Annotated in this window: 17 protein-coding genes; 11 read left to right on the top strand and 6 right to left on the bottom strand. The window is 69.2% G+C overall.

The features are described 5' to 3' along the window. The 4 genes from D7X74_RS22705 to D7X74_RS22690 all read left to right on the top strand — a co-directional run. Window positions 1-1419: chemotaxis protein CheA (locus tag D7X74_RS22705; protein WP_370450791.1), on the top strand; the 1419-nt coding region annotated here is incomplete at its 5' end. Continuing rightward, complete coding sequence (locus D7X74_RS22700; protein WP_370450792.1) at window positions 1337-2878, top strand: methyl-accepting chemotaxis protein; 1542 nt, start codon at window positions 1337-1339, stop codon at window positions 2876-2878. The genes D7X74_RS22705 and D7X74_RS22700, both read left to right, overlap by 83 nt. Window positions 2879-2894: 16 nt before the next feature. Then, window positions 2895-3452, top strand: a complete 558-nt coding sequence (locus tag D7X74_RS22695) for a chemotaxis protein CheW (protein ID WP_120535088.1) — start codon at window positions 2895-2897, stop codon at window positions 3450-3452. A gap of 4 nt (window positions 3453-3456) precedes the next feature. Further along, window positions 3457-4350 carry a protein-glutamate O-methyltransferase CheR gene (locus tag D7X74_RS22690; protein ID WP_120535087.1) on the top strand — a complete coding sequence of 298 codons (894 nt, stop codon included), beginning with the start codon at window positions 3457-3459 and terminating at the stop codon, window positions 4348-4350. A gap of 6 nt (window positions 4351-4356) precedes the next feature. Here D7X74_RS22690 and D7X74_RS22685 read toward each other — a convergent pair whose 3' ends face one another. Continuing rightward, window positions 4357-6141, bottom strand: a complete 1785-nt coding sequence (locus D7X74_RS22685; RefSeq protein ID WP_120535086.1) for an FAD-dependent oxidoreductase — start codon at window positions 6139-6141, stop codon at window positions 4357-4359. Between the two features lie 199 nt (window positions 6142-6340). Then, window positions 6341-7744, bottom strand: a complete 1404-nt coding sequence (locus tag D7X74_RS22680) for a beta-xylosidase (RefSeq protein WP_120535085.1) — start codon at window positions 7742-7744, stop codon at window positions 6341-6343. A 165-nt stretch (window positions 7745-7909) separates the two neighbouring features. Here D7X74_RS22680 and D7X74_RS22675 point away from each other — a divergent pair, with 165 nt between their 5' ends. The 5 genes from D7X74_RS22675 to D7X74_RS22655 all read left to right on the top strand — a co-directional run bounded on the left by D7X74_RS22675 (window position 7910) and on the right by D7X74_RS22655 (window position 12756). Next, complete coding sequence (locus D7X74_RS22675) at window positions 7910-9304, top strand: chondroitinase-B domain-containing protein (RefSeq protein WP_158622279.1); 1395 nt, start codon at window positions 7910-7912, stop codon at window positions 9302-9304. A gap of 246 nt (window positions 9305-9550) precedes the next feature. Beyond that, window positions 9551-10489, top strand: a complete 939-nt coding sequence (locus D7X74_RS22670; protein ID WP_233602205.1) for a hypothetical protein — start codon at window positions 9551-9553, stop codon at window positions 10487-10489. Between the two features lie 141 nt (window positions 10490-10630). After that, a complete protein-coding gene (locus D7X74_RS22665) occupies window positions 10631-11413 on the top strand; it encodes a hypothetical protein (protein WP_233602204.1) in 783 nt (260 codons plus the stop codon). A gap of 10 nt (window positions 11414-11423) precedes the next feature. After that, a complete protein-coding gene (locus D7X74_RS22660) occupies window positions 11424-12011 on the top strand; it encodes an imm11 family protein (protein WP_120535081.1) in 588 nt (195 codons plus the stop codon). A 10-nt stretch (window positions 12012-12021) separates the two neighbouring features. Beyond that, on the top strand, window positions 12022-12756 hold the full coding sequence (locus D7X74_RS22655) for an Imm49 family immunity protein (protein WP_120535080.1): 735 nt from the start codon (window positions 12022-12024) through the stop codon (window positions 12754-12756). Between the two features lie 54 nt (window positions 12757-12810). Here the strand turns inward: D7X74_RS22655 and D7X74_RS22650 are convergent, their stop codons facing one another. The 3 genes from D7X74_RS22650 to D7X74_RS22640 all read right to left on the bottom strand — a co-directional run bounded on the left by D7X74_RS22650 (window position 12811) and on the right by D7X74_RS22640 (window position 16543). Further along, window positions 12811-13827, bottom strand: coding sequence for a ChaN family lipoprotein (locus tag D7X74_RS22650; RefSeq protein WP_120535079.1), 1017 nt, complete (start codon window positions 13825-13827; stop codon window positions 12811-12813). Window positions 13828-13940: 113 nt separating this feature from the next. Further along, window positions 13941-14432: a hypothetical protein gene (locus tag D7X74_RS22645; protein WP_199732905.1), complete on the bottom strand. Its 492-nt coding sequence runs from the start codon at window positions 14430-14432 to the stop codon at window positions 13941-13943. A gap of 83 nt (window positions 14433-14515) precedes the next feature. Then, on the bottom strand, window positions 14516-16543 hold the full coding sequence (locus D7X74_RS22640) for a YgiQ family radical SAM protein (RefSeq protein WP_120535077.1): 2028 nt from the start codon (window positions 16541-16543) through the stop codon (window positions 14516-14518). Between the two features lie 355 nt (window positions 16544-16898). On the opposite strand from D7X74_RS22640, the gene D7X74_RS22635 reads away from it, so the two are divergent. Then, complete coding sequence (locus D7X74_RS22635; protein WP_120535076.1) at window positions 16899-18032, top strand: hypothetical protein; 1134 nt, start codon at window positions 16899-16901, stop codon at window positions 18030-18032. Window positions 18033-18329: 297 nt separating this feature from the next. Then, complete coding sequence (locus D7X74_RS22630; RefSeq protein ID WP_370450790.1) at window positions 18330-22106, top strand: AAA family ATPase; 3777 nt, start codon at window positions 18330-18332, stop codon at window positions 22104-22106. Between the two features lie 19 nt (window positions 22107-22125). Here the strand turns inward: D7X74_RS22630 and D7X74_RS22625 are convergent, their stop codons facing one another. After that, window positions 22126-22491 (bottom strand): hypothetical protein, encoded by a 366-nt coding sequence (locus D7X74_RS22625; protein WP_120535075.1) that lies wholly within the window; start codon window positions 22489-22491, stop codon window positions 22126-22128. Window positions 22492-22674: the final 183 nt, after the last annotated feature.

Raw genomic sequence — 22674 nt, 5'->3', positions numbered from 1 at the left:
GCCTCCGCCCCCCTGGCTCCGGCCACCCTTCCGCGCATCCCGGAGTCCTGTGGGGGGAAGCGGGGCCGCTCGCGGATGGACCTGGAGCGCCTGGACCGCATCGTCACGCTCACCGCGGAGCTGTCCGTCGCACGCGGCCGGATGACGCAGTTCCTGGCGCGCGCGGAGGACTCGGGCGCGAGTTGGGAGGATGCGCTCGCCCAGCAGCGGGAGATGGATCCGCTCTTCGAGGAGCTGCAGGAAGAGGTGATGAAGGTCCGGATGGTCCCCGTGGGGCCGCTGTTCCGCCAGCACCTGCGCACGGTGCGCGACCTGGCGCGCTCCCAGCACAAGCTGGCCCTGCTGGAGCTGGAGGGCGAGGACGCCACCCTGGACACCGCGGTGCTGGACGCACTGCGGGATCCGCTGCTCCACCTGCTGCGCAACGCCCTGGATCACGGCATCGAGTCCCCCGATGAGCGCCGGGCCGCGGGCAAGGACCCCCGGGGCCACCTGCGGCTGCGCGCCTACCATGACGCCGGCAGCGTCGTGGTGGAGCTGTCCGACGACGGCCGGGGCATCCAGCGCGAACGGGTGCGCGAGCGCGCCCGGGAGAAGGGGCTGGTGGCGGCCCCCGAACGGCTGCGCGACGACGAACTGCTGCGCCTCATCTTCGAGCCCGGCTTCTCCACCGCCGCCGCGGTGACGGAGCTGTCCGGACGCGGCGTGGGCATGGACGTGGTGCGCCGTGACATCGAAGCGCTGCGCGGCTCCGTGTCCGTGCAGAGCCAGGAGGGCAAGGGCACCACCCTGACCCTGCGCCTGCCCCTCACGCTCGCCGTCATCCAGGGCTTCGCCATGGGCGTGGGCGACCAGGTCTACGTCGTCCCCATCGAGGGCGTGCAGGAGTGCATGGAGGTCCCCGCGGAGGAGCGCGACTCGGGCGCTTCCGGCGTCCTGTCGCTGCGCGGCCAGCCGCTGCCCTACCTGCGGCTGCGCCAGGTCTTCTCCCTGGGCGGCGGCATGCCGGCCCGGGAGAACGTCGTCGTGCTGAAGCACCCGGATGGCGTGGTGGGGCTGGCGGTGGATGAACTGCAGGGGGAGGGACAGCGCGTCATCCGTCCCCTGGGCAAGCTCTTCCAGGGCATCCCCGGCATCTCCGGCTCCACCATCCTGGGCGACGGGCGCGTGGGCCTCCTGCTGGACACGCCCTCCCTGGTGCGAAGGGCCATCCACCGCGAAGCTGGTCTTCGCCTTCACCGCGATGGTCGCCATCATCATCGGCATCGTCACGGTGGTCTATTCGACGCTCGACAAGGTCGCGACCTCCGCGGTGGGCGACACGGAGAGCCAGCAGATGATGATCGCCGTGCGCACCCTGGAAGGGGACATGGCGGACCTGGAGACAGGGCAGCGCGGCTTCCTCATCACCGGCGATGACAAGTTCCTGGAGCCCTACAACCAGGCCCGGCTGAGCGTGTCCCAGAACATCGACCGCATCCGCGAACTCACCCAGCGCGACCGCCGCCAGCAGGACCGCCAGCAGGAGATCCGCGACCTGATGCAGCAGTGGATCACCCAGCACCTGGAGCCCCTCATCGCCCAGCGCCGGGACGTCAACGCGGGCCGCGGGGAGCTGGCCCAGCTCATCGCGGTGGAGCAGGCCGCGCGCGGCAAGCAGACCGCTGACCGCATCCGGATGATGCTGACCAAGCTGGCGGACGACGAGGCGGCCCTCCTGCTCGAGCGCACCACCCGGACCTCCGCGATGGCGCAGGACCTGTACAACGTCATCATCACGGGCGGCATCGTGGGCGTCGTGCTCGCGGGGCTGCTCTCCTTCCTGCTCACCCGCAGCATCGTGCAGCCGCTCACCGAGGCCGTGAAGGTGACGACGCAGGTCACCGCCGGCGACCTCACGGCGAACATCACCGCCCGGGGCACCGACGAGACGGGCCGGATGATGGGCAGCATGCGGGACATGATCCAACGGCTGTCGGGGGTCATCAGCGAGGTGCGGGGCGCGGCGGGTTCGCTGTCGTCCGCGTCGCTCCAGGTGGCCTCCGCGGCGCAGGGCCTGTCCCAGGGCACCAGTTCCCAGGCGGCCTCCGTGGAGGAGACCACCGCCAGCCTGGAGCAGCTCAACGTGAGCATCCGCCAGAACTCGGAGAACAGCCGGGAGATGGAGCAGACGGCCGTGAAGGGCGCCCGGGACGCGGAGGAGAGTGGCCGGGCGGTGAAGGAGACCGTGGAGGCGATGAACGCCATCGCGGAGCGCATCTCCATCGTGGAGGAGATCGCCTACCAGACGAACCTGCTCGCGCTGAACGCCGCGGTGGAGGCCGCGCGCGCCGGGGAGCACGGGCGGGGCTTCTCCGTCGTCGCCACGGAGGTGCGCAAGCTGGCCGAGCGCAGCCAGAAGGCCGCGAAGGAGATTGGCGGACTGGCCACCTCCAGCGTGAAGGTCGCCGAGCGCAGCGGCCAGTTGCTGTCCGAGCTGGTGCCCGCCATCCGCCGCACGTCGGAGCTGGTGCAGCAGGTGACCAATGCCTCGCGGGAGCAGTCCATTGGCGTGTCGCAGATGAACCGCGCCATGACGCAGGTGGATCAGGTGACCCAGCGCAACGCCTCCGCCGCGGAGGAGCTGTCCTCCACCGCGGAGGAGATGGCCACCCAGGCGGAGTCCCTGCTGCAGATGATGACGTTCTTCCGGCTCGTGGAGGGCTTCGGCTTCAACGCGTCCTCCGCCCCGTCACGTCCCATGGCCTCCCGGCTGCCCGCCTCGCCCGCCCGGGGACTGCAGGCCGCGGCGCAGGGGCCGCTCGCCTCCGCCACGGCCCTGTCCCGGCTCCAGAACGGCGCGGAAGCCCCGACCCAGCAGGACTTCCAGCGGTTCTAGGGGAGAGACGCCCACCATGAACCAACCCATCGAACCGGGCAGCGGCGGCCGGTCCAGCTACCTGAGCTTCATGCTCGCGGGCGAGGAATACGCCGTGGGCCTCCTGCGGGTGCGGGAGATCATCGAATACCGCCCCGTCACCCGCGTGCCGGGGATGCCCGCCGCCGTGCAGGGGGTCATCAACCTGCGTGGCAGCGTGGTGCCCGTCGTGGACCTGGCCGTGAAGTTCGGGCTCCCGGCCCGGCCCATCACCCGCTGGTCCTGCTTCGTCATCGTGGAGGTGTCGCTCGACGGCCAGCAGACGGTGCTGGGGCTGCTCTGTGACACCGTGCGCGAGGTGCTGGAGCTGGGGGCCGACGACATCGAGCCTCCTCCCGCCTTCGGCACCCGCGTGCGGCTGGAGTTCCTGCGGGGCATGGGCCGCCATGGCGACACGTTCATCCTGCTGCTGGACCTGGACCGGCTGCTGTCATTGGAAGAGCTGCTGCGGCTGACCACCGCCGCCGAGGAGCTCCCTGCCGCCGCGCCCGTCGCCGCGCCCGCCCCGCTTCCGGAAGCACCGGGCAACAGGTGAGGGGATGAGCGGGCACGAGCCATGGGCGCAAGCGTTGCCTCCTTCGCTGTCGCACTCGGAGCTGATGCTGTTCCAGCACCTGGTGGAGGCGGAGACGGGCATCCACCTGTCCATGGCCAAGAACGCGCTGGTGGCGAACCGCCTGTCCCGGCGCCTGCGGGAGCTGGGGCTGAACTCGTTCGCCGCGTACCACGCGTACGTCACCTCGCGGGGGAACGAGGCGGAGAAGGTGCGGATGCTCGACAGCCTCTGCACCCACGAGACGTCCTTCTTCCGCGAGTCCCGGCACTTCGACCTGCTGCGCGACCACGTCTTCCCGGAGTGGGCCGCGCAGGGCGCGCGGGGCTTGCGTCCCCGCAGCCTGCGCGTCTGGAGCGCCGGGTGTTCCACCGGCGAGGAGCCGTACTCGCTGTCGATGGCGCTGCTGGAGGCGTTCCCCCCGGACTCCGGCTGGCATCTGGAGGTCGTCGCCACGGACCTGTCCACGTGGGCCGTGCAGCGCGCGGAGGAGGGGCTGTGGAACCTGGAGCGCTCCCGGACCATCCCGCCCATGCTCCTGCGCAAGTACATGCTGCGCGGCGTGCGCAGCCAGGAGGGATTGATGCTGGCGGGCCCGGAGGTGCGCCAGCCCCTGCGCTTCGCCCGCGCGAACCTGCATGACCCGGCCACGTGGCCCACCGGGAGGTTCGACATCATCTTCTGCCGCAACGTGCTCATCTACTTCGGCGCGGAGGCCCGCGTGCGCGTCATCCAGGGGCTGCTCGAGCGCCTTCCGGAGACGGGGTACTTCTTCCTGGGACACGCGGAGAGCCTGATCGGCATCACCGCGGCGGCCCGCTCGGTGAGCGCCAACGTGTACACGCCCCGCCCGGGGCCCGCGGCGCCGTCCCGCGAATGAGCGGCGTCAGCGCGCCCCGATGCGTTTCAGGAGGCTGTCGACCACCGCGGTGACCCGGAGCTGATCCATCCAGTCATCGAGTTCGCTCAAGCCCGTGAACGCGGAGAACCGGCGCAGCGTGTCGGCGGCCTGGTAGGCGGTCTTGAGGCCGAGCAGCTCGAACAGGTGCGGCTGGCCCTTCTGATACAGCGCCGCGTCCAGGCGCTTCCAGGGCTCCAGCTCCGAGGGTTCCGTGAGCGGCCAGATGTCCGCGCGGGGCGCCCTGGAGCCCACCCGGTCCAGGATGGCGTTGGCGGCCCGGCGGCCCCCTTCACACGCGCCTTCCATGGTGGCCAGGTCCGTGTGGGTGCGCACGTAGTCCCCCGCGAGGCACAGGTTGGGAATCGCGCTGGCCGCTTCGGGACGCGCCTCCCAGGAGCGTGGGGGGTGGACCAGCAGCCGCGACGGGTTGGCCGGCGGCAGGCCGGCGCTGTAGTCGAGGTCGGCGTCCAGATGGAACGAGTGCAGCAGGGCATCCGTCAGGACCTGCTCGACGACGTCCCCGCCGTTGAGCGCCGCCTTGAGCTGTCCCCAGACCTCGGTCTTGATCTCCTCCGGGGAGCAGTCCTTGGCCCGCTTCGGCACGAAGGTGCCGGGCGTGTCCCAATCCGAGATGTCGACGGAGAGCAGCCCGCCGACCTGCCCGTCCCCGAACTGGCCGCGGAACAGTCCCAGCTCGCGCCAGAACTGCGGCTGCGAGATGGACGTCAGCGCCCAGGGGGAGTCCGGATAGAAGATGTGGCCGCGGACCAGGGGCACGTCCTCGTACAGGAAGAACTGGATCCCCACCATCCACGCCACCAGTTGTTCCACGTCCGCCTGACGCAGGCGCGCCAGCGCAGGGTCCAGCGCGGCGAGCTCCGGTGTGATGAGCGCGTGCGCCGCCTCGACGGGCACCGCGAGCACGTAGTGGTCGGCGGTGCGAGGCCCGCCCTGGTCGAAGCGTGCTCGGGAGATGCGTCCTTCGGACACGTCGAACCCGGTGAAGCGGACGCCGGCGTGGAACTGGACGCCCAGGCCGCGCAGGTGGGTGACCCATGGCTCGAGCCACATCTGGCTCGTGGGGCCGCCCATCGTCCGGTCGTTGTTCACCCCGCTGGAGGCGAAGTCGAGGAGCAGCTGCATGGTGATGGTGCCAAGGGTCCGCGCCGAGCCTCGGCGTGGATCCATGGCGACCATCGTGCGTGGCACCGCGCGCAGCTGGCGCTGGAACTTCGCGGAGTAGCGGTCGCCCTGCGTGTAGTCCCACCACGACAGCTTTTCGTACTGTCCCATCCGGCGCTCGTCGCTCGATGAGAGGAATTGGAGCATCTTGAGGCCGAACAGGCCGCCGTCGGTCGGTTCGAAGTCGAGCTTCTGGAAGAACAGCTCAAGGGCCTCCAGGACTTCGTAGGGCTTGTCGAGCCGACGCCGGGAGAAGCGGAACCACGTGTCTTCATCAATCAGGGCGATGGCGCTCTCGGTGGTCGCCTTGAGGTGCTGGTCGACGGTCCGGCCCGGCGCGCCTGCGGCGGGAGTCCGCTGCATCTGGTCAATCACATGGCGATAGAAGCGGGGGTAGAAGCGGAAGCCGTGCTCACCGGGCAGCGCACGCCGGTTCCCCGTGCCGGTGCCGGGCACCGGCTGTGAGCGGGCCTTGCCGCCCCAGGTCGCCCGCGAATCGAAGACATGGACCTTGAAGCCGCGTTCCACCAGCTCGTGCGCGGCCGTGAGGCCCGCGATACCACCGCCTACGACGATGACATCCGGCATGCAGCACCCCTGGTCCCGCGGTTGGTGCCAACGATGAAGTCGACCGCCATCTTCGCGGCGTGGCGGTGGCACCTCCAGGCGGCCACGCCGCCTCTGTCGCGCGGCATGCGGATGGCCTCATGGACAGGACAGAGGGTGGCCCCCCGGGACGATGGACGTACCGCGGGAGCGGGGGCATCCGCTCCCGCGGGCTCGGGGACTACTTCACGCAGTGCAGTGCCGGGCCGGTGGCATAGGCATCCCACTGGCTCACGCTGAGGCTCGCGATGGAGGAGTTGTTGGAGGTGATGGCCTCCAGGCAGCTCACCGGCCACAGCCGCCCGTCATCCAGGCGGAAGGCGGCGGGGCGCCCGGGTGCGCCGTAGACGGGCGCTCCCGAGGTCATGGACGCACCGTAGGGGATGCGGTGGAACACGTCCGACGAGACGGCGATGGCATTGCGCGACAGGTTTTGCGCGGGCGCGGCCAGGGCGAACTGGAGCCGCACCCCGCCGCGCGCCAGCGTGAGCGGCAGGCCCGGGCTCTGGAGGAGATAGCCCTCGTACACGCGGCCCTGCGGCACCTGTTCGCACGTGCGTCCCGTCAGCAGGTCCACTCCGCCGCGGGCCAGGTTCCAGGTGTCGGGCCCGCCGGGGCCCACTGACCGGAGGATGTCCACCGGCACCGTGCCGCACGTGGAGGACGCCAGGGCGTGCTTGTCCGGACGGGACACGATGGCGGGGCCCTCGGTCCACGTGCCGCTGATGTCGAACTGGTCCACCTGCTGGCTCAGCGCGCTGTTGAAGAGGAAGACGCGGGTGCCGCTGGCGGTGGGGCCATCCACCGCGATGGCGAAGGTGTCGTTGGCGTCCATGTATTGCCAGTCCACGGAGAAAGCGGCGAGCAGGGAGTGGCGCGTGTGGTTCGCCTCCGTCCTGGGCGCGAAGCCGGTGGCGGTGAGCTCCTCGACGCCCGTCTGGAAGGTGGGGTCCGACGAGCGCAGCACGAACTGGCCCCCGCCGTTGCCGTCCACGGCGTACCCGGTGGAGTCGGTGAAGATGAGGTGGAACTTCCCGTTGATGTGCGTGACGCTCGGCTGGCCCGCGCCGTACTTGTTGGGCAGGGGACGGTAGTCCCGCGCGGGCACGATGATGGGATTGCCGCCGTTGAGGCGCGTCCAGTTGAGGCCGTCCGGACTGGACGCCACGCCAATCATCGTGGTGCCGGTGCCGTCGCCGTAGCCGCCGTAATACATGAAGTACGTCGCGTCGACGCGGATGACGGACGGGTCACAGACATGGATGCCGTCGAACTGCGCGGCGTTGCCCGTGGGGCGGAACACGGTGTTGTAGCTGTTGGCCACCGTGGAGCCGCGCGCGTGCCACGGGCCGGCCAGCGAGTCCGCCTCCGCGTAGAGGATGTAATCGCCCGCGATGCCGCCGCACCACCACATGCGGTAGACGCCGTCCTTCATCACGCTGGGCACGTAGTCATACGAGGTGCGCGAATACACCGGCGTGTTTCCACCGCGATAGTTGGTGACGGTCGCCGCCCGGGCCTCAGGAGTCAGCAGGCCGCTCGTCACGAACGCCAGGGCGAGCAGCAGGGTTGCACGTCTGGACACATCGAGTCCTTTGCTTGCGCGAGGCGGGATGGCCTTCGCTGGAAAGTAGGTCTATCAGTTAATGCATGATTTTCCATGGAGTCGGAGAGCGGAGTGTCCTAGCCTCTGGGGCTGTCAACGGAGACATCCCCCCAGCTGGAGCTTGTTGTGAAATCACCCACGGCTTTGTCCACCCCTGTCCATCAGGACGGCACCCGCGCCATCTTTCGTTCCTGTCTCACCGCTGTCTCAGCCGTCACGCTCGTCTTCTCCGTCCCGGCCTGGGCGAGCGTGACGTCCGGGGCCGCCCCGGCCGCCTCGCCGGTGGCCGCGCTGGCCACCACCGTCGCGGAGATCAACCAGCAGATCGCGGCGGCCCTGCCTGGAGGGGAGGTCGTCGTTCGCGACGGGACCTACGACGGCGCGAGCATCAACTTCACGCAGCACGGCACCGCCACGCAGCCCATCACCTTGCGCGCCCAGACGCGTGGGAAGGTCATCTTCACCGGGGCGTCCGCCCTGACGATCTCCGGTGAGTGGCTGATCGTGGATGGGTTTGTCTGGCGTGGGGCTCGGAAGCAGAACGTGATTTCGTTCAACCGCGCCAAGGACTGCGAGTTCCGGCACAACGCGCTGATTGATTCAGGCCCGGAGCCCACGGTCGCGGATGGAAGCATCAAGCTCCAGAACTCGAGCGCGCGGAACCGGCTGCTCCGCAACCGCTTCGAGAACCTGCCGGCGCAGGGGATCCGCCTCACCTGCAATGCCACGAACTGCGCGAACGTCGACAACCAGATTGCCTACAACCTGTTCTACGGCAAGAAGTCCTCCGCCGGCAGCAACAACGGGGAATCCATCCAGCTGGGGTCTGGCATCATTGGAGACGTCAAAACGGTGGGAGATTTGAGGACCGTCGTCGAGTCCAACCTGTTCGAGGACATCGCGCCGTCGGCGGAGATGATTTCAAGCAAGACGAACCACAACATCTTCCGCTTCAACACGTTCCGGAACACCGAGGACCGGCTCGTGTTGCGGATGGGCACCCACGCGGAGGTCTACGGGAACTGGTTCATCAACGCGATGGGCATCCGGGTCCACGAGTCCTTCCACTCCATCCACGACAACCACCTGGAAGGGGTCAACGGGCCGGCGATCATGCTTCCCAGCGGGAAGAAGACGGCCGACTGCTACCACTGGCCCGCGGACTCGGTGCGAATCGTCGCGAACACCATCGTGGGCACGTCCGACAACGCCATCGAGGTTGGCGGCAACAAGATGGAGTCGCCCGGCTGTACCTATTCGGAGCTGCCGCAGAATGGGTACTACGAGGAGAACATCATCGTGAACTTCACCGGGAACGCGTTCTGGCTCTACGCCCCGTCGAACCAGACGTATGTGGAGAACATCGCCTGGCCGAAGGTGGGCTCCGCGACGGGCGTTACGTTCGTGGATCCGTTGCTCATCCGGAATGCGATGGGGGCCTATACGTCGAAGCGGTTCCCGGCCCGGGGCGCGGTCATGCAGTGCCGCGCGCTGACGGTCGCTGACGTGGGGCCTTCGAGCACCTACGCCTGCAACTGAAGTTCATCCACCGGCTGCCGGATTCCGCCGGTCCGCCGCCCCTGGAGTTCGCGTGCACGCGTGAGGTGCCGCTGCCTTAGGGGCGTCTGTGTTAGGGTCCATCCCATGTCGTTGTCCATCACGGGATTGGGCCTGGTGTGCACGCTGGGCCATGGTGTGGTGTCTGGCTGTGCCGCGCTCCGCTGCGGAATGTCCCGGCCTCATCCGCTTGCTCTCCAGGTTGCCTCCACGGGAGACGAGCCTGGGGTGGAGCCCGTCGTGGGGCATCCCCTCCGGGGGCTCAGTGATGGCTTCGTGGGCCTGGGGCTGTATGGACTGCTCGCGGAGGAAGCCATTCGAGACCTCCTCGCCTACACAAAGCTCGCTCCAGACGATGAGCGTTTCTGGGAGGGCACGGGGTTGTTCCTGTGCCTTCCAGGGGCTCGAACGCCCATGCAGGAAGAGTCGGAGCTGCTTCTCCGCGAACGACTTGCTCCCCTGATCATGCGTCGAACCCGGCTGGGGATCCGTCCCGGTTCGCAGCGTGTCGTGGCTCGCGGAAACATCTCCGTGCTCGCGGCGATGGCGGAGGCTGCCGCTGCCTTTTCAGAGGGCCGGTTCCAGAGGGCACTGATCGTCGCCGTCGACAGCCTTACGCGTGACCTGGACGTCCTCGAAGCCCTGGCCATGAGCAGACGCCTCAAGACGCCGCAACATCCGGTGGGCCTGATGCCCGGAGAAGCCGCGGCGGCACTGCTGGTCGAAGGTGAAGCCGGAGTAGGGCGACCAGGAGCACGGGTGGAAGCACGCGTGGAGGCGCTTCACGTGCGCGACATCCCAGATGCGGATTTGCCCCGGGAGGGCCCACCGAACGTGCTGGGCCTCGCGGAGGTTCTTGAACGCACGCTGGAGAGGTCCAACCGGGTTGGAGACGTGTACGGCGATCTCAATGGAGAAGAGTCGCGTGCCATGGAGTGGGGCATGGCCCTGGCGCGACTTCGTGCGAGACCCGTGCTGGCCGGGGCTCGGACCCACTGGCCGGCGATCTCCCTGGGCGATACCGGAGCTGTCAGTGGCGCGATTTCGGTGGCCGCCGCCACACGTTCGTTTGTCAGGGACTACGCCCACGGAGACGAGATCCTTATATGGTCCAGGTCCGATACCGGCAGCGTGGCTTCAGGTCTCCTCATTCGCCCACGGGAGTGAACGCGCATGGCCTCCAGTGACAACCACCTGGCCTGGGACCCGAAGACGCTGAACCACACGGACCGGCCATCCGGATTCGGCTGTCTCTGGAGGCACACCCTCACGGACAACGCGGGGTGGAGTTCCCATCCATGCAACCACATGTCCAATGGCTACAAGGTGTCCCTGGCGGAGCGCAGCGCGCTCTATAACAAGGACCACCAGAAGATCGCCCAGAGGATGCGGCTGGTGGGAGAAGACTTCGGGCTGAGAAGCAAGGCCCTGAAGCGCACCTGGAGGCGCTTCCCTGACAGCGCCGGCTCGAAGCGCAAGCTCACCTTGTCGGACTTCTTCAAGAAGGCGAGAAGCTCGCTGTACTGGCTGAGTCGCGGGCCCGAAGGCTGGCACATCGGGGCGAAGCACCTGTCCCCCGTACCCAACCAGCGGCTGAAAATTGGAGGTCGCCCGCAATTCCAGCCCCGCCAGAACAACTTGCAGGGCGGCTATGGCGCCTTCTATCCGTACGAGCACAACTACCATCATCTCATCCCCATCGGTGCGGTCGAGGAATGGGTCGTTGGGAATGGCTCCCCGGGCGGGACGACACGCTCTGATCAGGTGGTGAAGATCATCCTCATCTCTCGCTGGAACATCAACAATGAGAAGAACATGATCCTGCTGCCCCAGCAGGAGTTCGAGTCACTTATCGTGGGGCTTCCGGCTCACTGCCCATGGGGCGTGCCGAAGCACGCTGTCTATCAGGCATCCCTTGAAGATCGGCTGCGCAAGTTGCGGAAGATGATTGATAAGGAACTCCGTCAAAAGGAGCATCCGAAAGAAATCAAAGTCGCTATCCTCAACGATCTGAACGCATTGTCGGAAACGCTGCTGGAGCAGGTCAAGACCATGCCGGCGGGTGCGCAGCTCACGGCCGTCATCCTCTAAGCCACGAACCATGCCCTACACCTACTACACGTTTGGACACGCCTTCGATTCTCGCGCGGTCAAAGTGGTTGACCTCCCGGACAAGGTCGAGGACTACTTTTATTTGAGCGACGGCGTCCCCATGGCGTCCTACCTACCACCGACGACCGAACTCAGTCTGTATGAAGAAGCCGGCGACATGTTCACGGACTTCATCGACAACCCGGACTGTGTGCTCTACGTCTCCCAGCGGGTGCGCGAGGTCCTTGCGAGTCGTGGACTGGTCGGGGAGGCAGTGGAGCTGCTGCCCTTCGTTCTGCTGGACAAGCGGGGCCGGCGCGTCCGGGAGTCCTATGCCATCGCCAATCCGCTGGTGAGTGTGCCGTGTCTTGATTTCGAGCGATCGAAGTATCGTCGCCGCGTTGGTCGTGCAAACGAACTCGCGGAGGTCAATCGCTTGCATCTGCGCGAGGATTCTCTTCCAGACGACGCACAGCTCTTTCGGGTCGCGGAGTACACGGAGATGATGGTGCTGCGCTCCGATCTCCTCGAAGCTTTTCAGCAGGCAGGGCTCACCGGACTCGCGGTCCATCCCGTGGGCACGCCCATCCCGGGTTAGGCCACTTCCCATGGATTCGGTGCTCGACAACCTCCTCTTCCTCTTGAGCCAGCGGATGCCCCGGCTTGAGGCGCCCTTGGCTCAGCCGGATGCGAAGCGGGTCTTGGAAACGGCTTCTCTCTGGCGGCAGTATGGCTGTGGCTTGCTGCTGTCGGAGCTGGACGAAGAGGGCTTCCGCGATGCCCTCGGACAGGCGGCGAAGCTCTACCGGGACCTGCTGGCGCGCCGGAATGGCTGCCCGGAGTCCGATCTCTACTACCTGGCACGCAGCAAGGGAGAGCCCCTCTTCGACGCGATGGCCGTGGGGGCGTGGGACCTCGCCCGGGAGATCGCGGCTGCGATGACGCCCACCTGGATGCAGCGGATGGAATCCGAAGAGGACTTCCATTACTTCGGTGCGCTCGTCGCCATGCTTCTCCAGCGCGACGACCTGGACGCGGAACTGGAGGCTTGCGAGCGCTGCCTTCAGGGTGGGCAGTCGTACCGCTTCGACGTGGTAAAGGCCCTGTCCTCCTCGGATGGAGACGCCTTCGATGCAGGCCTCCAAGGGATGATCGAGGAGCAGGCGGCCTGGATGGAGCGCCAACAGCGCTCCGGAGTCTTCGACCCCTACCAGCACAAGACGTCAGCCTTCGTCTTCATCGAGGGCGTCGCGCTGGTCCGTCTGGCGCGGCACCGGTCCCTGAAGACGCAGGAACGGTATCGTCTCATTCCTGCCCCTGCGCTCGAAGTTGATGTTGTGTAGGCCATCTCCGGGGCCGGGTTTCTTCGAGGACACGGGAGAAGCCTGGCCGGGGCGCTATGGGGTCGTCTTCGGCTTTCGCTCCCGCAATGTCTTGCACGGGTCGTCTTCCGGCATCGCGGGCGTGAACCAGACGTAGTCGTAGGGCAGGGACGCGGCGCCCACGGGGGTGGCGTAGTCCTGGGGCTTCAGGGCCTCCGGTGACACCTCCAGGATGGCCACGCTCAGCACCTTCGCATCCGAGGCCCGGCGCATCAGGTGCGCGGGCACCGCCCGGTCCTTGCGCACATGTCCGTTGCCGGTGATGAGCAGCGCGCCGTTGCCCACCGCCAGCCCCAGCAACTGGTCCGCCATCATCGCATCGCGGGCCCGCTGCGCCAGCGCCATGGGCTCCAGCATCTCCTGGGGGAGGTGTCCACAGTGGGAGCGGTCCAGCTCCTCGCGGACGGCCTTCGCCTCGGCTTCGGGCACGGGCGCGTCCAGCCGCAGCCGGGTGCGCAGCTCCACGGGCAGGGCCTCCGGGCCCTTCATCACCAGCTCACGCACCTGCGCACGGGGCAGGTTGGCGGCGACGATGGGCAACTGCGCTTCCAGGCCCGCGTTGAACACCGGCGCGTAGAGACTGAAGGGCGGCCAGCCGCTGTTCGCCCAGTCCAGGGCCTGGGCCAGCGCTTCGGCGTCATCCGGGTGCTTCTTCAGCGACGCCGCCACCGTCGACCATTGGGTGACATCCAGCATCTCGAACGCGAGCGCGGGGCGCCGGCCCGCGTGCACCGTCGCGCGGACCAGCTCCGCCTGGAGTCGGTGATGGTCCGGATGATCGTGCCGCTCCCCCAACAGGACGTACTGCGTGGAGGCCACCGCCGTGCGCAGGGCCGCCTCGTCCACGAACCTTCCACCCGCCACATCCCAGATGCGGCCCACCAGCGGGTGGTCCTGGTGCAGCGTCGCGGTCCAGGTCCTGGTGGGAGTCGGGGAAGGGGATGAAGGCGCCGCTTCCGGGGCAGGCACCTGTCGGCTGGCACAGCCTGCGGCCATCAGGAGGGCGGCGAGGAGGGAGGGTGCACGCGTCATCCCTCCATCCAACCTGGAACGGGGCCGCATTGCCTGCCCTGAAATGACAGGGCCCGCGCTCCCAGACAGGAGGCGGGCCCGCGTACCGCGAAGGGATGTCTGACAGGGTCGGACTACTTGGAGTCCACCACCAGCACCATCCACCGGTCGGTGCCGTGGTCGATGCGCACGTTGGAGGCGCCGGCCTCCTGGAGCTGCTGCACGATGCGCTCCAGGAACTGGAGGTGCTCCTGCGGCGCGTCCACGAACACGTTGCGCGAGCCCGGGCCCTTGGCCTTCGGCTTCTTCGCCGGCGCCGAACCGTTGAGCAGCTCCGGCACGGCCGCGGCCTTCAGGAGCGCGCTCGCGTCCTCCGTCGTCACCTCGGGGCGCTCGTCCTGGGCTTCCACTTCGGGCTCCTTGTGCGCGGGCGCGGCGGGGCTGGAAGACAGGTCCTTCTTCGCCTGCTCGCGCAGCTCGTTGAAGGTGCGCAGGTTGATGGTCGCGCCGAACCGGTCCTTGAAGCTCTCCAGGGCGTCCTGGCGGCTCAGGTCGGGCTGGGTGCGGAAGAGGTCGAGCAGGAACGCGTGACGCTCCTGCGACTGCTCCTGGGAGGTCCTGGGCATGGGTGTGTGGCTCCGACGGTGTTGGGTGCTTGAAAAGCGGCGCACCCTATACCCGAGCCACCCCCCCGAGCGAAAGCCAAGGGCTACGGCCGTCCGCGCGGGCCCGGACGCGGCGTGCGTCCTCCACCGCGTCCCGACGGGCGCGGCTGCACCGGACGGGGCCAGGCGTTCGTCGCCAGCCCCTGGTCCTCCCCGGCGCCATCCCCGGCACGGCGCAGGCGCGCGGCCTCCGCGGCGGACTCCGGGGGCACCAGGGCGTTGGGACCCCGGCCGATGAGGTCCGCGCGGCCCGCGAGCCGCAGCGCTTCGCGCGCCAGCGGCCAGTGCTCCGGGTTCCAGTAGAGCAGGAGCGCCTTCTGCAGCCGCTTCTCCCGCAGGCCCTTCGCCGTGTACACGGGCTCCATCTTCAGGGGGTCCAGGCCCGTGTAGTACATGGCCGTCGCCACCGACATGGGCGTGGGGATGAAGTCCTGCACCTGCCGGGGCCGCTTGCCCTTCTCCTTCAGCCACTGCGCCAGCATCACCATGTCCTCCAGCGTGGAGCCGGGGTGGCCGCTGATGAAGTAGGCGATGTCGTACTGCTCCTTGCCCGCGTCCTCGCTCGCGCACGCGAACATGTTCTGGAAGCGCTCGAAGCTCTCGATGCCGGGCTTCTTCATCTTCTCCAGCACGCGCGGCGACACGTGCTCGGGCGCCACGGACAGCTGGCCGCCCACGTGGTGCGCCGCCAGCTCCTTCACGTACTCCGGCGAGCGCTCCGCCAGGTCGTAGCGCACGCCGCTCGCGATGAAGACGTGCTTGATGCCCGGCTCCTCGCGCACCTGCTTCATCAGCGAGATGAGCGGCCCGTGGTCCGTCTGGAGGTTCTCGCACACGCCCGGGTGCACGCACGACAGCTTGCGGCAGCGGCTTTCGATGTCCTCGCTCTTGCACTTGAGCTTGTACATGTTGGCCGTGGGGCCCCCCAGGTCCGTGATGGTCCCCCGGAAGTCCCCCATGCGCCGCACCTCGCGCACCTCGCGCAGCACGCTCTGCGCGGAGCGGCTCTGGATGACGCGCCCCTCGTGCTCGGTGATGGAGCAGAAGGTGCAGCCGCCGAAGCACCCGCGCATCAGCACCACCGAGTGCTTCACCGTCTCGTAGGCGGGGATGGGCTCCTTGTACATCGGGTGCGGCACGCGGTTGAGCTTCAGGTCGTACAGCTCGTCCATCGCCACCGTGGCGGTGTCGCCGGGCTTCATGCCGGCGCCGTCCTCCAGCGGCCGGGCGGGCGGGTTCATGTAGATGGCCCGGTTGCCGTGGCGCTGCGCGATGGCGCGCGCGTTGCCGGGGTTGGTCTCCATCTGGAAGTCGCGGCTCATCACCGCGAAGGCGCGCGTGTCCGCGACCACTTCCTCATACGAGGGCAGCACCACCACCTTGTCGCGGTCCGCGGCCCGCTTCGCCGGGTCCGCTTCAAGGGCCTTCATCGCCGCGTCGTTGATGAGGTGCGCGGTGCCCCGGATGTCCTTCAGGTCCTCGATGCGCTCGCCCCGGTTCAGCCGGTCCGCGATCTCCCAGATGGGCCGCTCGCCCATGCCGAACACCAGCAGGTCCGCCTTGGCGTCGAAGAGGATGGAGCGGCGCACCTTCTCGCTCCAGTAGTCGAAGTGCGCGATGCGGCGCAGGCTGGCCTCGATGCCCCCCAGGACGACGGGCGCCTCCGGGAAGGCCTCGCGGCAGCGCTGCGCGTAGACGATGGACGCGCGGTCCGGCCGGCAGTTGGTGCGCCCGCCCGGGCTGTACTGGTCCTCCGAGCGGTTCTTCTTCTGGGCCGTCAGCCGGTTGAGCATCGAGTCCAGGTTGCCCGCCGCCACCCCGAAGAAGAGCCGGGGCTTGCCCAGCGCCTTGAAGGGCTCCGCCGAGTGCCAGTCCGGCTGCGGGATGATGCCCACCTTGAAGCCCCGGCCCTCCAGGAAGCGCGCGATGAGCACCGGGCCGAACGCCGGGTGGTCCACGTAGGCGTCGCCGCTCACGATGATGATGTCGCACTGCTCCCACCCTCGCGCCTGCATGTCGGCGCGGGTGACGGGAAGGAACGGGTGGGCGTAGCGAGGGGTGACAGAGGCCATGGGGTCCTCCCCAACGAAGCGGGGCGGGGCCACCCAACCCCATCGGGCAGGGCTCTGTCCACTGTCACGCCCGCCTGCCTCCCTGCCCCCCAGCCCCCACCCCAGAGGGCGGGTGCACCGGCAGTCGTACTCAACGCCAGACATTCCGTGCTGACAACCGCCAATTCCTTGCAAAGACAGCCCATGGGTCATTTGGGCTCCAAGTGGGTGTCTGGATACTCCGGGCCCGGGTACAGTCTTTCGGGTATTGCTAGAAAATTATGCCTGTGGCAAAGAATGTTCACGGGCCCTGGCTGTCAATGTCTGGCGTCAGGTCCGTACCCACCCGCAGGCTTCGCATCCTCTGGAGACAGACATGTCACTCCTTCGTCCGCTTTCACTTTTCGCCGCCCTCGTGACGCTCGCTGGCTGTGGCACCGAAGCCCCTGACGAGGGGCCGGCCCTTGGTCAGTCCGAGGCGGCGCTGACGGGCATCGACCTGGGCGTCTCCGAGCTGGGGGTGACGTGCGAGGGCCAGGTCCTGACGGTGACGGGAGCCATCCGCAACGAGGCGCCCACGGGCATCGACCCGTCGATCGCGGGCATCTACGCCGGGGACCCGGCCCAGGGCGGCACGCTGCTGGCGACGGTGAACGTGCCCTGGCTGGTGGGCAAGGAGCGCTATCCCTTCCAGGCGGTGGTGGAGGTGCCGGAGGGGACGCAGAAGCTGTTCGTGGTCGCGGACAACTTCGGCTTCTACCCGGAGGACGACGAGCTGAACAACACCGCGTCGGTGACGCTGGCGTCTGGTGGTGGCTGCGTGGTGAACCAGCCGCCGGTGGCGCTCTGCAAGAACGTGACGGTGTCGGCGTGCGCCGCCCAGGCGTCCATCAACAACGGTTCGTACGACGTGGACCTCTTCCCGCAGGCGCTGAGCCTCTCGCAGAGCCCGGCGGGTCCCTACGCGGTGGGCGTGACGCCGGTGACGCTGACGGTGTCGGACGGGATGGAGTCGAGCACGTGCTCGGCCTCGGTGACGGTGACGAACCCGACCGCGCCGGTGGCCGGGGCGAGCAAGGACCTGGTGCTGCCGTTCTCCACCGGGGCGGAGTACAAGCAGGTGACGCTGGCGGACTGCGCGCAGCCCGCGACGGACAGCTGCGGCGTGCCGTTGGATCTCCAGCAGTCGGGCTCCATCGTCCGCATCGTGTCGGACGAGGCGGAGGATGCGCTGTCCGGGCTGCGGCTGCTGGCGTGCAGGGACATCAAGCTGAGCGCGGACCGCAAGTCGGCGCAGCTGCGCGCGGAGTCCGGCCTGCTGGGCAACGGCCGCGTGTACACGATGGTCTATGAGGTGAAGGACGCGTTCGGCAACGCGACCACCAGCACCTGCAATGTGAAGGTGCCCAGCCTCCAGGGCATCCTCTCCGTGGGTCTGGGCCCGGTGTACTGCCAGGGCACGGCGTGCCCGGCGGGCACGGGCAGCGGGTTGCTCTGCTCGCTGCTGTAGTTCCGGCACGCACCGCGGGTTCGAGGGTGGGACGGCCCGGGGATGCGCGGAGGTTCGCGCGGCCCGGGCCGTCGTGCGTGAAGGGCAGGGGGCTTCACCAGGGGTGCAGGCGTGCGAGGGAGCCACGGCGTGCGTTGACGCAGATCGGAGCCTCCCCTAGCTTGGCCGGCTTCCCGGCGCCGCCGCTTCCGAAGGTGAGGAAGGGCCACGTCGCGAACACCCCTCATGATGCGCAGGACGGACGAGGACTCGGGTCAGGGGGCGGCGCCACGGGACGAGCGTGCGCCGGATGACCTCATGCCCGTGCTCCGCGTGGAGTACGACACGGACGTCGAGGCCGGTGGGCACGTGGCCCCCGTGCTCCGGGTGCGTCCGGCGTGGCCGCCGCCGGAGGCCGGTGAGGAGGCGCTGACGTCCGGGACTGCTCGCGGGGAGGGCGCTGGCTCGGATCTCGTGCGCGAGGACCCGGCCCCGAAGGCCGCGGCTTCGAACACGCTTCGTGGCCCCTCGACTCCGGAGGCGGCATCGCACCTCATGCGCGGCGACGCGGGCATGGAGGTCTCGACCTCCGGGCTCGCGGGTGAGGGCTTCGCGCCAGCCGCCGTGTCGGGCGTCGTGCGCGACGACGTGGCCCTGAACGTCCTTCGCGGGAACACCTCCCGCCCCGCCACGCTCGACCTTCTTCGCACCGCGGCGCTGAGGCTCTCCGCGCCGAAGCCCGCGCGCGAGGACGCACCGAAGGCCATGACACGCGCCGCCCCCGCGCCGGAGCTCGAGCGCGTGGATGATGCCGCCGACATCCCCCCTCCCGAAGAAGCCCCGGCCCGGGACGTGTCCTCCTCCGGGGACGTCACCCCCGCCGAACGTCAGGCCATGCAGGCCGCCGTGTCCTCCGGCCGCCGCAGGGAGCAGTGGGTCGCGCCGATCTACCTTCCCGAGGAACTGCGCGACGCGCTCGTGGCGGAGCGCAGCCAGTACCGCGCGCAGCGACTCCAGGAAGCGCGTGAGGTGGGGCTGGCCGGGCCCGGCGTGCTGGGGCTCGTGCCGGTGCCCGCCGCGGATCCGGACTGGTCCGGTGGCTCGCTGCTCGGCTTCGTGGGCGAGGAGCTGGTCTTCGCCGGGAACATCGTCCACCTGGACTTCGAATCCGGTCGTGTCTTCGCGGCGTCGGACGCCGGTGACGACCTGGACCGCCGCGTCCTCTCCTGCGAGCGCTGGTGCTACCGGCCCTACGACTTCGCCGAAGCCCTCTGCGCCGCGGCCTCCGCCTACGAGGAGCGCGTCCCCGCGCTCACCACCGCGCTGGCCCGGGCCCGGGGCGAACCCGCCGCGTCCACGCCCTCCGCCCGCGACGCGGAGCTCATCCCGGTGGACCGGCTCTGGCGTCAGCCGTGGGGTTGCGTCTGGGGCCCTCCCGGCACCGGCAAGACGACCGCCGTCGCGGACCTCATCGCCCGGGCCCTGCGCGCGTACCCGAACGAGCGCATCCTCGCGGTGGCGCCCACCAACCGCGCCGCGGACGAGCTGGTGTTGCGCGTCAGCGCCCTCCTGGAGCGCGACCCCATCCCCCTGCGCCCGCTGGCCCGCAGCATCTTCCGGGGCGGCACCGGCGCGAGCGAGGCCCTGGCGAAGCTGCCCACCGTGGCGCTGGAGCAGAACAAGACCAGCAAGCTGCTCAACACCATCCAGGAGCGCGAACGCGAACTCACCCTGGAGCGCTCCCGGGGCGGCGCCGCGCCGGAGCTCGCCAAGATGCAGGCGGAGCTGCGCACGCTGCGCGGCCGCGTGAAGGACCCCACGCTCAAGGAGGCGGAGAAGGGCGAAAGCCCCCTCATGGTGCTCACCGTGCACCGCGCGCTCCGGCTGGTGTCGGAGCTGGAAGGGGAGGAGACCTTCCAGCGGCTCGTCGTGGACGAGGCCGGCATGGTGACGCGCGCGGCGACGGCGCTGCTCGCCCCGCTGGCGAAGCAGGTGACGCTCGCGGGAGACCCCAAGCAGATTGGCCCCGTGAGCCGCGCGGCGGAGGGCGCGGGCGGCGGCGCCCAGACGTGGCTTCGCGCCAGCGCCCTGTCCCACCTGGAGGACGCGGTGAAGGACGCGGAGCGGCCGGACGTGCTGCTCTTGCGCACCCAGCACCGCATGCACCCGGACATCGCCCGCGTGGTGAGCCACTTCTGCTACGGCGGCGCGCTGGAGGACGGCGACCTCGTGAAGGACCGGGCCCAGAAGCCCGCGCCCGTGCCCGCCTTCCCGGCGCGCGCGATGTGGCTGGTGCTGGACGGCCTGAGCCGCGACAACCGCCGCCTCACGCACGGCCGCGGCGAGACGGGCTCCGGCTACCAGCGTGAACTGTCCGCCGAGCTCGCCGTCACCCTGGCCCGTCAGGCCGTGCGCCTGGGCCTCACCGTGCTGTGCGTGACGCCCTACCGCGCGCAGGCGGCCCTGCTGCGCAAGCTGGGCAACGCGGCGGGGCTGCGCCACGACATGTTCAGCGCCTCCACCATCCACCGCCAGCAGGGCACGCAGTACGACGTGGTGATGGTGGACACGGTGGCCGGTGGCCGTCCCTTCCCGCCGCACACGCTGGTGCCCATCCTCAACGTGGCCGCCAGCCGCGCGAAGGACTACCTGCTGGTGCTCGCCTCGCGCGCGGAGGCCGGCGCTTCACCCGTGCCCCGGCGCTTCCTGTCGCTCCTGCCCCCCGTGCGCGTGCACGCGGGCACACCGCCCCGGCTGGAGCTCATCGCGTCGCAGCCACGTCCTCCTCCGCCCCCTCCGCCCCCGCTGGTGCCCGTGGGCCTGGGCGGCGAAATCGAGGGCGGCCGCGACGTGGGGCCCCTCTTCACCCAGGAGCAGGTGTCCCTCTTCGAGCGCCGCTTCGACGACGGCCACCACCTGGTGCGCGGCGTGGCTGGCAGCGGCAAGACGTACGTGCTGGCGCACTGGGCCGCGCGCTACCTGCTGGAGAACCCGCGCGCCCGGGTGCTGGTGTCCTTCTACAACCGCTCGCTCGCGCCGCTCGTGGACAAGCTGCTCGTCGAAGCGCTCACCGTGCGCGCGGGCGCGGAGAAGGTGCGGCCGCTCAAGGCCCAGGTGACGGTGAAGCACGTGGGCGCGCTGCGGCGCCTGGAGCCCCACGCCTTCGACGCCGTCTTCGTGGACGAGGCGCAGGACATGGACGCGAAGGCGCTGGCGTCCCTGCACGCGCTGGTGCGCCCCCGCGTGGGCGAGGACGGCCGCGAGTCCCGCTGCTTCCAGTTGTTCATGGACGACTCGCAGAACGTCTACGGCCAGGTGCCCATCGACACGCTGAAGGAGCAGCTGCCCGAAGGGCTGTCCTTCCGGGGCCGCACCCGCGTGCTCAAGGAGACCTTCCGCGCCACGCGCGACATCCTGGATGTGGCCTTCAACGTGGTGTTGGATCCGTTGCGCCAGCACCGCGTCACCGACCCCGGCATGCGCGAATACATGAAGGCCGGAGAGCTGGCCCGCGAACGGCTCCTGTGGCTGCCGGAGGAGACGCTGGAGGGGCTCTACCGCGTGCAGTCCACCGAGCGCGGCGGCGTGCTGCCCCAGGTGAAGGCCTTCGCCTCCAGCCCCAGCGAGGCGCGCTGGGTGGCCAAGGAGGTGGCGCGGCTGGTGCGCGAGGAGCACGTCCACCCCGGTGACATCCTGGTGGTGGCGCCCGTCATGCCCGCGTCGTTCACGGAGGCGCTGCGCAAGGCGGGCGTGCCCGCGGAGGCCTACGGCGGCAAGGGCGGGCGGGACGTGGCGGACTTCCGGGTCAGCGGCGTGGACCACGTGCGCGCCACCACGGTGTTCTCCTGCAAGGGCCACGAGTGCCCCGTCGTCTTCTTCGCGGGCCTGGAGGCCCTGGACTCCATCGAGGCGTGGATGGCGGGCGCCCGCCAGCGCACCGAGCGCGAACACGAACGCATCCGCCGCGCGATGTTCTACGTGGGGGCCACCCGCGCCATGAAGCGCCAGTACCTCACCGGCGTGCGCGGAGGCCGCTTCCTCCAGGTGGCCGCGTCCTACGTGGAGACGCTGTCCGGCCACCGCCCGGCGCCCTGAAGCAGGGCGCCCGACAGCACTACATCCGCCAGCCCGTCACGCCCGCGCGCTTGCCGAACGCCGGCTGTCCGTACACTTCACGGAAGCGGGCGCGCAGCATGTCGAACGTCTGCTGGAGATCCGCCGTCGCCGGCTTCGCCTCCGGCAACTGGCCACCCATCCGCGCGAAGCAGCGGCCCATGGCACCGTCCAGCCACTGCGTCACCGTGGCGGTGTCCTGGTCCTGCAACCGCTCGAACACGGACAGGGCGCGCTCCAGCGTCTCGCCCACCAGCTCCGTGGAGTCGATGGTGCTGCCCGCGCACAGCTTCGCGGCCCGTACCTCCAGGGCCGGACGATGCGTGCGAACGAACTCCCCGAAGGCATGCAGATTCACGATCACCATTCTTAGACCTTCGCCCCCTCGTTGTCAGAACGCGCGACAACAAAATCCTTGGCTCTCGGCTTTTATGCGTCGCGTGATGAAAAATGGTGGTGACGCTGACCCAGGGGCCACCAGGAGTCTCAGGAAGCAAGACGGCGGGGGGACTTCCCGTTGTCCGGGTGGCCTGCGAGCCTTCATGTGGGG

The organism is Corallococcus sp. CA047B (assembly GCF_003612065.1).
Taxonomy (GTDB): domain Bacteria; phylum Myxococcota; class Myxococcia; order Myxococcales; family Myxococcaceae; genus Corallococcus; species Corallococcus praedator.
The sequence above is the reverse complement of the archived record's forward strand: the minus strand, read 5'-3'. Positions and strand labels throughout refer to the sequence as shown.